We start from the raw sequence: 13007 nt of genomic DNA, 5'->3' as shown, positions 1-13007 counted from the left end.
ATATGAAATTCAGTGAACTCTGGTTAAGGGAATGGGTTAACCCCGCTATCAGTAGCGAAGCCTTATCTGAACAAATCACAATGGCCGGGCTGGAAGTCGATGGTGTTGAACCGGTGGCCGGTGCTTTTCACGGTGTGGTGGTCGGCGAGGTCGTTGAATGTGGGCAGCATCCTAACGCCGATAAACTGCGCGTCACCAAAGTTAACGTTGGTGGAGAGCGCCTGCTGGATATCGTGTGTGGTGCTCCCAACTGCCGGCAGGGGTTGAAAGTGGCGGTGGCCACGGTCGGCGCGGTATTGCCTGGTGATTTTAAAATCAAGGCTGCCAAGCTCCGTGGCGAACCTTCCGAGGGCATGCTGTGTTCTTTTTCCGAACTGGGTATTTCCGAAGATCACAGCGGGATCATTGAGCTGCCGCTGGATGCGCCGATTGGTACTGATATTCGCAACTATCTGCAACTGGATGACAACACGATTGAAATCAGTGTGACGCCGAACCGTGCCGACTGTCTGGGTATCCTCGGCGTAGCGCGTGATGTGGCCGTGCTGAATGCGCTAGCGCTAAGTGAACCGGTTGTTACCCCTGTCGCTCCGACAATCGAGGATCGTTTTCCGATTCAGGTTGACGCGCCGGAGGCTTGTCCGCGCTATCTGGGACGTGTGGTTAAAGGGATCAACGTCAACGCGACGACGCCGTTGTGGATGCGTGAAAAACTGCGTCGTTGCGGCATTCGCTCCATCGACCCGGTGGTTGATGTCACTAATTATGTGCTGCTTGAACTGGGGCAACCGATGCATGCTTTCGACCTTGATCGGTTGGAGGGCGGTATCGTGGTCCGCTTGGCTCAGGAAGGCGAAGTGCTGCGCTTGCTGGATGGCAATGATGTATCTCTGAAACCAGATACATTGGTGATTGCCGATCATCAAAAAGCACTGGCGTTGGGCGGTATCTTCGGTGGGGAACATTCAGGCGTGAATGGTGCAACACAGAACGTGTTGCTGGAGTGCGCCTATTTTAATCCACTGTCTATTACCGGTCGCGCACGTCGTTATGGCCTGCACACCGATGCTTCGCACCGCTATGAACGTGGTGTTGATCCGGCGTTGCAGCACAAGGCGATTGAGCGTGCAACTTGCTTGCTGCTGGATATTTGCGGCGGACAGGCCGGGCCGGTTATGGATGTCACCTGTGAGTCCACACTGCCTGCGCGCGCTACGATGACTCTGCGGCGCGAAAAACTGGATCGTTTGATCGGCCATGTGGTGTCGGATGAGAAAGTGCAGGATATTCTGACTCGTCTGGGCTGCAGCGTGACGAAAATCGCTGAAGGATGGCAGGCAGTGGCGCCAAGCTGGCGTTTCGATATGGACATTGAAGAAGATCTGGTGGAAGAAGTCGCGCGCGTTTATGGCTACGACAATATCCCGAACATTGCGACGCACGCCCCGCTGAAAATGACGCAACATCGTGAGGCCGATTTGCCGCTCAAGCGCGTCAAGAACATGCTGGTGGATCGTGGCTTCCAGGAAGCAATTACTTACAGTTTTGTTGATCCGAAAGTTCAGTCGCTGATCCATCCAGGGCAGGACGCATTGATTCTGCCAAGCCCTATCTCTGTTGAAATGTCCGCGATGCGACTGTCGCTATGGAGTGGTCTGTTGGGCGCGGTAGTTTATAACCAGAATCGTCAGCAAAGCCGCTTGCGTCTGTTTGAAAGTGGATTGCGTTTTGTTCCTGATGCAAGCGCTGATCTGGGTATTCGTCAGGATACGATGTTGGCGGGTGTGATTACCGGTACACGGTATGAAGAACACTGGGATCTGGCACGTCAGTCTGTTGACTTCTATGATTTAAAAGGTGATTTGGAAGCCGTGCTGTCGTTGACAGGTAAGCTTTCAGATGTTGAGTTCCGGGCTGATGCTAATCCGGCGTTGCACCCTGGGCAGAGCGCAGGCATCTATCTGGCGGATAAACGTATTGGCTATCTGGGCGTTATCCACCCGGAATTGGAGCGCAAACTTGACCTGAACGGGCGTACTGTGGTGTTCGAAGTGCTGTGGGATAAGCTTGCCGATCGTGCGGTGCCGGAAGCAACTGATGTTTCTCGTTTCCCTGCAAACCGTCGTGACATCGCTGTGGTAGTGGCTGAAAACGTGCCGGCAGGCGATGTTTTGGCTGAGTGCAAGAAAGTTGGCGCAAATCAGTTAGTTGGCGTAAACTTGTTTGACGTGTATCGAGGCAAGGGCGTAGCGGAAGGGTATAAGAGCCTGGCTATCAGTCTGGTATTGCAGGATACCTCTCGAACACTGGCAGAAGAGGAAATTGCCGCTACCGTTGCGCAATGCGTAGCTGCACTGAAACAGCGATTCCAAGCATCCTTGAGGGATTAAACCTATGGCGCTTACTAAAGCTGAAATGTCAGAATACCTGTTTGAAAAGCTAGGGCTCAGCAAACGGGATGCCAAAGAGCTAGTTGAGTTGTTTTTTGAAGAAGTTCGCCGCGCGTTGGAAAATGGTGAGCAGGTCAAGCTGTCGGGTTTCGGCAATTTTGATTTGCGGGACAAAAACCAGCGACCTGGACGTAACCCGAAAACCGGCGAAGACATTCCAATCACGGCTCGCCGCGTTGTTACGTTCCGCCCGGGACAAAAATTAAAGAGCAGGGTGGAGAACGCTTCCCCCAAGGCTTCCTGAGTGAGTGTAAAAGGCCGCGTCAGCGGCCTTTTTCTTTGAGATACCCCGTCCTGAATAGCGTTGACACGAGATGAACATCGCGTTCGTCTTCTGGTTCCGCGTCAGTGCGTCTACCACCACACCACTAACCGCCATCAGTGGTTTTACTGATACCCCAATCGGTCAAAGAAAGGCGCGTCATGATGACAGTGACTTGTCAGACTGATCGCAGCCACATCACAGCGCAGAGTAATATCTGCAGAGCGTTCTTCGGGGTACCCGGGCACAGAGCGAACAGTGTGGAAAAAACGCAGGTTATCAATAAGGTCTCATCACGGGGGGAACTCATTAGTTTACCGCAGTGGTTTCTCCGGTTTAGGCGGCACGGGCTTGCGATCGTCGATCAGATGACGGATGGCCAGAATTGGGTGATGGATCAACATTCGTGGCCCTGACCAACGCATGACCGCTTTTATGGCTTCTCGTTTTGCAGGTTGGTAGCAATGGATTGGGCAGTGCTTGCAGGCGGGCTTATTTTCGCCGTAATAGCATTTCTCCAGCCGTTTCACGGCATAAGCCAGCAACTGGGTGTATTGTTCTGGGTTATTTTCAGGGGGGGGAAATGCCTTCTCATACAACGCCACCATATGTGTAATCGTTTGAATTTCGCGTTGAATCCGCTTGCTGGAAGGCGTTAATTTAGCCACGTCATTACGTCCGTCACAATAAAAAATGTATTTTACATGCATTTTATTGGTGGCTAAACCCCCCGCATTCGTAAATGAATCCGTCGCTGCATTACTTTGCTGTTTCTCTCGTTGCCAACCAGGATAGCAAGGATCCGATAGTCACCATGATAACGCCTTGCCAGAAATTGAGTGTTGGCATGACCTGCAGCCAGACTGATGCCATCAACGTGGTCAACACCGGAGTAAAATAGGAGGCCGTCGCCAGCAACGCCATATTGCCGCGCTGGATGCCGACATCCCATGCCACATAGGCTGACGCCGTCGATGCACCAATGAACAGCAATTCCAGCAGGATCCGTGGTGAGAAAACCAATACCGGAGCGTGGTTCAGCAGATATTGCAGCCACAATAGGCCGGAAACAGCGATAAAAAATAAGACAACGCTGCTTTTTCCATCGCCGAATCGGCGAGAGACATTGCAATACAGCGCCCAGACAACGGCAGCGACCAGTGCCATACCATAAGCGAGTGGATTAGTGAGAATATTCCGCCACATTAATGCGGGAGCCCATTCGCCATCGCCCTTTAGGATCCAAAGTATGCCGGCAATAGATAGCGCGATGCCGGGCCATAACCATATTCGGCTCCGTTGATGATTGATAAACAGCGAAAAGAGTATCGTCAGGCAAGGCCATAGATAGTTAATCATTCCCAGTTCCATTGCCTGTATCCGGTTTTCCGCCATGCCGATAGCCAGTGAGAAACAGATTTCGTAACTGACAAACAGCGCACCGCCTACCAGCAGGTAGATCTTCGATCGTGCGCGAATATGGGGGCGATGGCCGGACAATAACAGACAGAGGGCGCTGGCTGTATAAATCATGGCCGCGCCCCCTTGCGCCCCCAAGACTTCGGTCACACTGCGAATGATGCCGACGGATGTACTCCAAAGCAGGATGGCGAGAAGTCCGGCAAGGGTGGCTCTCTGTGATGTCATGCGGTATGCCGTGGTTGAGTTGTCGGAGAATAAAAAGCGGATGCCGCCGCATCCGCTCAATGTCTGTATCGGGTGATGTTTAGCGCCAGAAATCATCGAACACGGTGATGGGGGGGCGACGCTTGTGCTCAGTTTTGCGATACCAGGATTCGATAATTGCAGCCTCTATCGTCTCAAGCTGTTTTCCTTCTAGGTAATCGTCGATTTTTTCGTAGGTAATGCCTAATGCGGCTTCATCCGGTAGCGCGGGACGATCATCTTCCAGATCGGCTGTCGGCGCTTTGGTATAGAGGTGAGACGGGCAACCCAGCAGCTTGAGCAGTGCTTTACCCTGGCGCTTGTTAAGACGGAAAATCGGGTTGATATCGGTACCGCCGTCGCCATATTTGGTGAAAAAACCGGTCACTGCTTCGGCGGCGTGATCGGTACCGACGACGAGCCCAGCGTTCATTCCTGCGATACTGTACTGGGCCTTCATTCGTTCACGGGCTTTTTCATTGCCTTTCACAAAATCAGAAAGTTCAATGCCGATTGCCTGCAACGTGGCTTCACTGGCATCCACCGCCGGCTTGATGTTGACGGTTAAGACACGATCAGGTTGGATGAAATTGATGGCATCCTGGCAATCCTGCTCATCGGCTTGAACGCCATAAGGCAGACGTACTGCAATAAATTGATATTCCCGCCCCGTTTCCTGGCGGAGTTCAGTTATGGCCGTTTGGCATAATTTCCCGGTCAGCGTTGAATCCTGTCCGCCGCTGAGCCCCAGCACCAGACTTTTTGCAAACGGATTGGCCTTCAGATAATTCTTTAAAAAATCAACGCTCACGCGGATCTCATGAGCCGGATCAATAACGGGTTTTACTCCCATCGCGCTAATGATTTCTTGCTGTAGTGACATGCTACCCCCTCCTGAACCTGTTGATGCAACAGAATAAATATCGTAATTGACAGAGTGTAGAGTTTATTTTCGCGCGGTGAAAGCGCAAGTTTTGTCGTGGCGTTCGCCGCGAGAATGAAGGCGTTATCACCAGCCATCTCCAATATCACTGCTTTGAAAAATAGAAAATGCATAGCTACCCTTAGGCCAGCGTCTTGCCACGGTTTGCATCGCTGGCGCATTGCTGTTTGGACTTTATCGATTCCGTAGAACCATGAGTATTTGTCGCTGTCGTCAAGATGGCAGCGCCTGCCTGGAAAGCGCGTTGAATCAACAAGAGGAACCAATGATGAAAAAGCAGGGTTATCTGATGTGTACAGTAGCGGTAACGATAGGGCTGGCAGGGTGTACGGCTTATGATCGTGCCGAAAATTATTTCACCAAACCGGTGGTAAAAGAGGTAAGCAAGGGCATGAGCAAGCAGGACGTGAATCGGATTGCCGGGCCGGCTTCCAGCCAATCTCAGATGATTTACGCGCGCGGAAGTTGCAATACATATGTTCTTGGTACGCGGGATGGCAAAACGCAATACTATTTCGTCAGTTTTGATGAAACCGGCCACGTGATGAACAAAGGTTTTCAGAGCTGCCGGGAATACGATACTGCTCCCAAACTTTGATAAAAATGCCGATGGCGTAGGCCATCGGCATCCATGTGTTTGGCGCCGGGCGTTACCTGTGTGCTAGCTCTGAGTCAACCTGGCTGAGAAAGGCCTCTTTATTAGTTTGCTTCAACAACTGGCTGGTAATGGTGCCGGCTGTCATGGAGCCGCTGACGTTAAGCGCCGTGCGGCCCATGTCGATCAGCGGTTCGATGGAGATCAACAAGGCGACTAGCGTAACCGGTAATCCCATAGCCGGCAGGACGATCAGTGCCGCAAATGTCGCGCCGCCGCCTACGCCGGCGACACCAGCCGAACTGATCGTCACGATGCCGACCAGTGTGGCAATCCATACCGGCTCCAGCGGATTGATACCGACCGTGGGCGCAACCATCACCGCCAGCATGGTCGGGTAGAGTCCGGCACAGCCATTTTGTCCGATGGTGGTGCCGAACGAAGCTGCAAAGCTGGCGATGGATTCGGGTACGCCAATACGGCGGGTTTGCGCCTCAATGCTTAATGGAATGGTGGCTGCGCTGGAACGACTGGTGAAGGCGAAGGTCAGTACCGGCCAGATCTTGCGATAGAAACGCGCGGGATTCATACCGTTCAGGGCGAGTAGCAGGGCATGGACGCCAAACATCATCACAAGCCCCAGATAGGATGCGACGACAAAACCGCCAAGTTTCAGGATATCCTGCAGGTTGGAACTGGCGACCATCTTGGTCATCAGTGCCATCACGCCATAAGGTGTAAGACGCATCACCAGCCGAACCAGCTTCATTACCCATGATTGCAGCGTATCAATAGCGCCCAGTACCTGTTGGCCTTTCTCCGCATCATCTTTCAGCAAATGCAACGCAGCCACGCCCAGAAATGCAGCGAAAATCACCACACTGATGATGGAGGTGGGGTTAGCGCCGGTCAGATCGGCAAATGGATTTTTGGGAATAAACGACAGCAACAGTTGGGGAACGGATAGATCGGCAACCTTGCCCGCATAGCTGTTCTGGATGGCGCTGAGGCGAGCGGTTTCCTGTACGCCTTGTACCAACCCGGAAGCGGTCAGACCAAACAGATGAGTGACGAAGACCCCCACCAGAGCGGCAATCGCGGTGGTGAACAGCAGTATCCCCAACGTCAGCAGGCTGATTTTTCCCAGTGAAGATGCAGAATGCAATCTTGCCACCGAGTTCAGTATTGAAACAAAAACCAACGGCATGATGATCATTTGCAGCAGTTGGACATAGCCATTGCCGACGATATTGAACCAGAGGATCGACTGTTTAACTACCGGGTTGTTGTCCCCGTAGATGAGGTGTAGCGCCAGCCCGAACAGAATGCCGACAACCAGCCCCGTCAGAACTTTTCTGGACAAGCTCCAGCGTTGGCTTCCAAAGAAGCCCAGTGCGAACAGGAGCGCACCAAAAACAATAATGTTGATTGTCAGTGGAAAATTCATCCCTTGTCTCTCTTTTTGGGTGGTAATGAGTAGTGCATCAAGCCGAATGATGAACCGATACGGCATGGCCAGTGCGCCAGAATAGCAGCTCTTTTATATCTTCGTTATGCATATAACTAAATGAATAATAGCCGATTGCTATATGCCTTCAGGATTGGGGCGACAGTAACTGATGAAGCTGTAAGCCCATGGCGTGCAACGTTTTGAGCGAGGGTGGGTAGCGCCAGTTTTCGAGTGGCTGTTGTGGTTGCCACAGCATGAACAGAATCAGGCTGACGCAGAGAACGCGCTCTAGCTGATTTCCTTTGTCGCTATTGAGAATCGGCAAGCGGAAACGCCAACGACAGGGCCATAACAAAGGTACGCCGGCGGAAGTCAACATATCAGCGATGATATGGCTCAGATAACCGACGATCATCGCATGATAGACATCCGGCGGGATCGGCCAATCGGCGGGCAAACGTGTACGGATGAAGTACAACCCGGCGACAATCGCCAGCAGGCTATGGGTAAATCCCCGATGGCCACATAGCCTGGCGATCGGTGCAGAAATCCATTTTAGACGCTGACCCAAAACAGATTTGGGGTGGTCGATATCGGGCAATAGCGATGTCAGTATCGCGGCGGGAATGATATGCCACCAATCGCCAACCGCCAGTGATGGCGAGAGCTCTGCTTTTTTGGCGAAAATAGCGCTGGCTACAGCGAACAGAATGTGGCCTTCCGCGGTCATGAAATCTCTCAAAAACTGTCATTTTATACAGTATATGAAAACATCCCGGGCAGAAAAAGATGCGGACGTGTAACCAGCTATATTTTAACCCTTATTTCATTGATAACCGTTGTTGTTAAGGCGGGCCGGAACAGCGTTCAATGAGGTGGCCGTGTCAGTTTGTGTTGGTCGGCAGGGATTGGATCCAGTTATCGACCAGGTGGGGCCATGCGGCTACGGGTAATCCTTTGGTGCCGCGAATGCCGAAACCGTGTTTACCGTGCTCAAAAAGATGCAGCTCCACAGGAACCTGATGCGCACGCAGGGCGGAAAACATAACCAGAGTATTGTCGACAGAAACGGAGGGGTCATCCATGGCGTGAAGCAAAAACGTCGGCGGCGTGTTGGCTGTTACCTGGGCTTCTGCCGAGTATTCACGAACAAGCGCCGCATCAGGATGCTCGCCGACTACCGCTTGGCGGGACTGTGGGTGGGCGATCGATTCTTGCATCGAGATAACCGGGTACATCAGCACCATGAAATCCGGTCGTGCACTGAACTTATCGATGTCATCCACAGGTGCATAAACCTGCTGTCCGAAGCGGGTTCCCAGGCTGGCGGCTACATGCCCCCCGGCGGAAAATCCCATCACGCCGATACGTTGAGGGTCGATATGCCATTTAGCCGCGTCAGCGCGTAGCGTTCGGATTGCGCGCTGTGCATCCGCCAGTGGGGCATCTGCGCCTTCCCGGTGGCCTTCATTGGGCATTCGGTAGGTCATGACGAACAAGGTGTAGCCTTGAGCATTGAATACCGGGGCCAGATCGCTACCTTCCTTGTCCAGCACGACGCGCTGATAGCTTCCGCCGGGTGTCACCAGCAGCGCAGCACCATTGGGCTGCAGTGCCGGATAAACGGTGATTTCCGGACGCCGTATACCGGTGGCGGCCCGGTCGGGCAGGGCGGGATTTTTACTGCGATCCATTATTTGCGGCTGGGCTGGGGATGTTGCCGCGCCGGGCGCATCGCCCTGTGGCCAAACCGGAAATAGGGTGTGCGCTTGACTCATGCTGGTTAATAACATCACCAGTGCTCCGGGAATCATCATTCGAATAAGCATAAATACACTCCCTGTTACGTTTCCTGCTAGTAGAAATAATAGAGATAAAAAAAGGTAAACATCATTTTAATAATGTTTACCCGAATAAAAAATAAACTATATCCCTTGCGGGAGGACACACAAAAATAATGACGAATTGATGGTATTTCAATTCCCATGAAGGGAATTTTTTGAGCGAAAAATAGCATCGCTCATCAGCAGCAATTAGAAGCTATATTGCACGCCTACACGATAACGGGTCTGGCGATTATCAGTCGTTTTACCTTCTGATACATTGCCGACTTCAACATAGGGTTTCCAGTTTTTATCCCACTTGTACGACAGTTTCACGTTATGGGTAAAATCGTAATCATCGTTGTCAGCGATAATGGTTTCACCGGCAGTGGCTTTTTTATATTCCAGTTCATAGCCGATGGTATACACCTTCAGGAAGGTGTAATCGATATTACCGGTCAGTGTATAGCCTTTATCGGTGGTGCTTGATGATGAGCCGATACTACCACTATTGCGTTTAAAATAAGGACGATAGCGGAGAGCAACGGACAAATCGCTGGTGACATTCGCACGGCCACGAATATATGGGCGATAATTGTTGCTGGTTGAACTTGATTCTAAAGATAAACCTGGTTCGATAGAAAAGACGTTATTGAATTTATAAACATAGCTGGCGACAACTTCTGTGCCGTTGCTTACTTGTTCATTAAATGGTTTATTCGGTGTTGAGTCTTTGGATGACTGAGCCCATTTAACTTCTGAAGATAATCCGAAGCCATTAGCAAAACGGTGGGAAATAGACAGGCGATCTTTATGACCCGCTTTTGCCGTGTCCTGCATTTCATGACGATAATCGATAGATACAGCTAAAGCATTGACGCTTACCAGCGAAGCCATCGCCAGAGTTAATAATTTAAGTTTCATTGTATCTTCCCTATATATACAGAAAAAAAAGTACAGTAAGAAAACAAAATCGATGTGTTCTTTTAAGAACAGTTCCTATTTTATAAATTATTTAATCTTGTTTTGTGATCTTGATCTTTATGAACGACATTTTCTTCAAAATGATTTCAAATTGTGATGATGATCCTCTAAGTTGTTCATTTTGTTTCAAAATAAATAAAAAAGCCCCGAATCAAGACGGGGCTTAAAATTAATGAATGTATATACCCGTCATACGTTAAGTTGCAGGTACGTTGGCTGTATGATTCGGCCCATCCCTGCGCCACAGCGGCAAGTTGCGTTCAAACCTACTCGGTAGATTGGCCGCTTACCCGAATTGCTCACCGTAGCTAACGCATCGGGGTTCATTACTGACTGCGTTGCAAGGCGCTTAACGCGCCTTGTCCCGTCACTCGACGTATTTAAGGTATAAAACTTATTCTTTCATGGCGCGTTTCAAAATACGGTCAGCCTGGCGTTGGAAATATTTAGCCGTTTCTTCAACTGACTTCTGATCGTAATCGATGTACTGAATAGAATCGCCGAACAGGGATACGATCTGCGGATCGTCAAAGTAAGGCGATACTTTGACATCATGCGGCAGCGACAGCGCCAGATTGAGGCCTGCTACGGCCGGATCGCTATCCTTGATGGCTCCATCGCTGCGCAATTGAGCGACGGCGGCCTTGCTCAACGGCACACCACGTTCCAGACCCAGAGCCTGAGTCCCTTCCTTGCTGTTCAGCAGATAGTTGATCAGCATGGCAGCTTCTTTCGGATGTTTAGACGACTTACCGATAGAGAACATTTGTGCAGGTTTAAAGAACAGACCGGCGTCTTTTGCTCCCGGCAGCATCGGATAGCTACCCAGCTCCAGTTTGGCAGGAGGCTGTAGGTTGTCGGAGTATTTGGTGATAGTAGAGTTCCACATATATGTGCCACCCCAATCACCGGCGATCCACGGCTTCATTTCATACATGTTGCTCTTGCCGAAAGAGGCATAGTATTTCGCTGACGGCATGACGTGCGCATCAACCAGTTTTTTATACATCTGGAAGAATTCTTGCCACTGCGCATCGGTGTAGGAGAATTTTTTGTTCTTCTCATCGACGGCAGGAATGCCGTATTTCTGCACCATATAGGAGTTCAGCAGCGCCAGCGAATCCTGGTGTTCCAGAACGACAGGGTAGAATTGATCGCCCAGTTTTTCCTTAAAGACTTTCCCGGCGTTGATCAGGTCATCCCAGGTTTTGGGATAGGTCAGACCGGCTTTCTTCCAGGTTTCCGTGTTGAAGTAGAACACACGGGCTGTCACGGAAATCGGCAGGCCGTTCAACTTGCCGTTAACGGTAGTCGCTTGCAGCTCTTTAGCATCAAACTGAGTCAGATCCAGAACATCTTTGACTTTGTTGAGATCGTAGAAGCCATCACCGTTCTTGGAGAAAATCGGCAACCAGTTCCAGTTGGTTTGCATCACATCCGGTTCAGTATTGCCCGCGATCTGAGTGGTCAAACGGGAGAGATGACCATCCCAACCGGTGTATTCCGATTTCACCTTGATATTCGGATATTGTTTCTGGAATTCATCAATGGCCTTCAGCGTGACCTGATGACGGCCATTGCCGCCCCACCAGGACATCCGCAGTTCGACCTGATCGGCCGCGAAGGATTGATGAGCCATCAACGCCAGAGAGGATGCAATTAAGGTACGTAGGATCACTTTTTTCATTGGTTATAGCTCCTTTCAGAGTGAGATATTTTGTTCTGTTTTTGCATCGAAAATATGGCATTTTTCCATTTCATACTGGAAATACACCTGACGATTCAGACCGTTGGCGATGATCAGACGCGCCTCGTCGGAAGGCATGCGACTGGTTAATTCAAAACCGTCAACTTTGATATACATGAAAAATTCGTGGCCCATGTTTTCAGCACGCACCAGTTCACCTTGGAAATGTTCGCCGTCGAACGGTGATTCGGAAACGGTGACGTACTCAGGGCGGATACCGAAGCAGATTTCCTTACCGACATAGTCACGAACTTTGTCCTGCTTGCTCTGGTTGAGCTTCATGCTGCAATGGCCGACTTTCAGACTGATTTGACCGTTATCTTCGGTCAGCTGGCCCGGTTTGATGTTCATTTCCGGAGAGCCGATAAAGCCTGCAACAAACATGTTTTTAGGGTAGTGATAGAGATTGTCCGGCGTATCCACCTGCATGATGTGCCCCAGTTTCATAACGCAGATACGGTCGCCCATGGTCATGGCTTCGGTCTGGTCGTGCGTGACATAGACACTGGTGGCCGGATGACCGCTCTTTTTCAGCTGTTTGTGCAAATCGGAGATGCGAATACGCATAGATGCGCGCAATTTGGCATCCAGGTTGGACAGCGGTTCGTCAAACAAGAACACGTCCGGTTTTTTCACGATGGCACGGCCTACCGCCACACGCTGAGCCTGACCGCCGGAAAGCTGGCGAGGCAGGCGATCCATCAGTTCATCCAGTTCCAGGATCTTGGCGGCTTCGTTGACCTGCGCCTCAATCTTGTCTTTGGGCAGTTTGCTGAGCTTCAACCCGAAGGCCAGGTTCTCGCGCACAGTCATGTGCGGATAGAGCGCATAGTTCTGGAACACCATGGCGATACCGCGATCTTTGGGCGCCAGATTGTTGACGATTTTGGTACCGATACGAACTTCCCCGCCGCTGATAGTTTCCAAACCCGCCAGCATGCGTAGGGTGGTGGATTTCGCACAGCCGGATGGGCCGACGATCACCATGAATTCACCGTCTTTGATCGTCAGGTCGATACCGTGAACAGCTTTGAATCCGTTGGAGTAAACTTTTTCCAGTTTATTAAAAATGACTTCAGCCATGATAA

At 50.9% G+C, this 13007-nt stretch carries 12 protein-coding genes; 3 read left to right on the top strand and 9 right to left on the bottom strand.

Going from position 1 to position 13007, the window contains the following annotated elements; genetic code table 11:
* Window positions 1–2: 2 nt before the first annotated feature.
* Together pheT and ihfA are read left to right on the top strand one after the other, a co-directional pair.
* Window positions 3–2390, top strand: a complete 2388-nt coding sequence (gene pheT / locus HEP82_RS02465; protein WP_192456640.1) for a phenylalanine--tRNA ligase subunit beta — start codon at window positions 3–5, stop codon at window positions 2388–2390.
* Window positions 2391–2394: 4 nt separating this feature from the next.
* Window positions 2395–2694 carry an integration host factor subunit alpha gene (gene ihfA / locus HEP82_RS02460; protein WP_015853745.1) on the top strand — a complete coding sequence of 100 codons (300 nt, stop codon included), beginning with the start codon at window positions 2395–2397 and terminating at the stop codon, window positions 2692–2694.
* 332 nt (window positions 2695–3026) lie between these two features.
* Here the strand turns inward: ihfA and HEP82_RS02455 are convergent, their stop codons facing one another.
* The 3 genes from HEP82_RS02455 to nadE form a co-directional block, all read right to left on the bottom strand.
* Window positions 3027–3422: a nitrous oxide-stimulated promoter family protein gene (locus HEP82_RS02455; protein ID WP_192456639.1), complete on the bottom strand. Its 396-nt coding sequence runs from the start codon at window positions 3420–3422 to the stop codon at window positions 3027–3029.
* 49 nt (window positions 3423–3471) lie between these two features.
* A complete protein-coding gene (yddG, locus tag HEP82_RS02450) occupies window positions 3472–4359 on the bottom strand; it encodes an aromatic amino acid DMT transporter YddG (protein WP_192456638.1) in 888 nt (295 codons plus the stop codon).
* Between the two features lie 79 nt (window positions 4360–4438).
* The gene (gene nadE, locus HEP82_RS02445) at window positions 4439–5260 is read right to left on the bottom strand and encodes an ammonia-dependent NAD(+) synthetase (protein ID WP_192456637.1); all 822 of its coding nucleotides are present in this window, start codon (window positions 5258–5260) and stop codon (window positions 4439–4441) included.
* 325 nt (window positions 5261–5585) lie between these two features.
* Here nadE and osmE point away from each other — a divergent pair, with 325 nt between their 5' ends.
* Window positions 5586–5918, top strand: coding sequence for an osmotically-inducible lipoprotein OsmE (gene osmE / locus HEP82_RS02440; RefSeq protein ID WP_192456636.1), 333 nt, complete (start codon window positions 5586–5588; stop codon window positions 5916–5918).
* Between the two features lie 52 nt (window positions 5919–5970).
* Here the strand turns inward: osmE and HEP82_RS02435 are convergent, their stop codons facing one another.
* The 6 genes from HEP82_RS02435 to HEP82_RS02410 all read right to left on the bottom strand — a co-directional run bounded on the left by HEP82_RS02435 (window position 5971) and on the right by HEP82_RS02410 (window position 13002).
* On the bottom strand, window positions 5971–7362 hold the full coding sequence (locus HEP82_RS02435; RefSeq protein WP_192456847.1) for an L-cystine transporter: 1392 nt from the start codon (window positions 7360–7362) through the stop codon (window positions 5971–5973).
* A 148-nt stretch (window positions 7363–7510) separates the two neighbouring features.
* Window positions 7511–8095, bottom strand: a complete 585-nt coding sequence (locus HEP82_RS02430) for a metal-dependent hydrolase (RefSeq protein WP_192456635.1) — start codon at window positions 8093–8095, stop codon at window positions 7511–7513.
* A gap of 154 nt (window positions 8096–8249) precedes the next feature.
* Window positions 8250–9194: a pectin acetylesterase PaeX gene (gene paeX / locus HEP82_RS02425; RefSeq protein WP_192456634.1), complete on the bottom strand. Its 945-nt coding sequence runs from the start codon at window positions 9192–9194 to the stop codon at window positions 8250–8252.
* A gap of 204 nt (window positions 9195–9398) precedes the next feature.
* The gene (gene kdgM / locus HEP82_RS02420) at window positions 9399–10112 is read right to left on the bottom strand and encodes an oligogalacturonate-specific porin KdgM (protein WP_192456633.1); all 714 of its coding nucleotides are present in this window, start codon (window positions 10110–10112) and stop codon (window positions 9399–9401) included.
* 454 nt (window positions 10113–10566) lie between these two features.
* Window positions 10567–11859 carry an ABC transporter substrate-binding protein gene (locus HEP82_RS02415; RefSeq protein ID WP_192456632.1) on the bottom strand — a complete coding sequence of 431 codons (1293 nt, stop codon included), beginning with the start codon at window positions 11857–11859 and terminating at the stop codon, window positions 10567–10569.
* Window positions 11860–11874: 15 nt separating this feature from the next.
* Entirely contained in the window at window positions 11875–13002 is a 1128-nt protein-coding gene (locus tag HEP82_RS02410) for an ABC transporter ATP-binding protein (RefSeq protein ID WP_192456631.1), read from the bottom strand.
* Between the last annotated feature and the right edge of the window lie 5 nt (window positions 13003–13007).

Source organism: Musicola keenii (genome assembly GCF_014855505.1).
GTDB lineage: Bacteria > Pseudomonadota > Gammaproteobacteria > Enterobacterales > Enterobacteriaceae > Musicola > Musicola paradisiaca.
The sequence above is the reverse complement of the archived record's forward strand: the minus strand, read 5'-3'. Positions and strand labels throughout refer to the sequence as shown.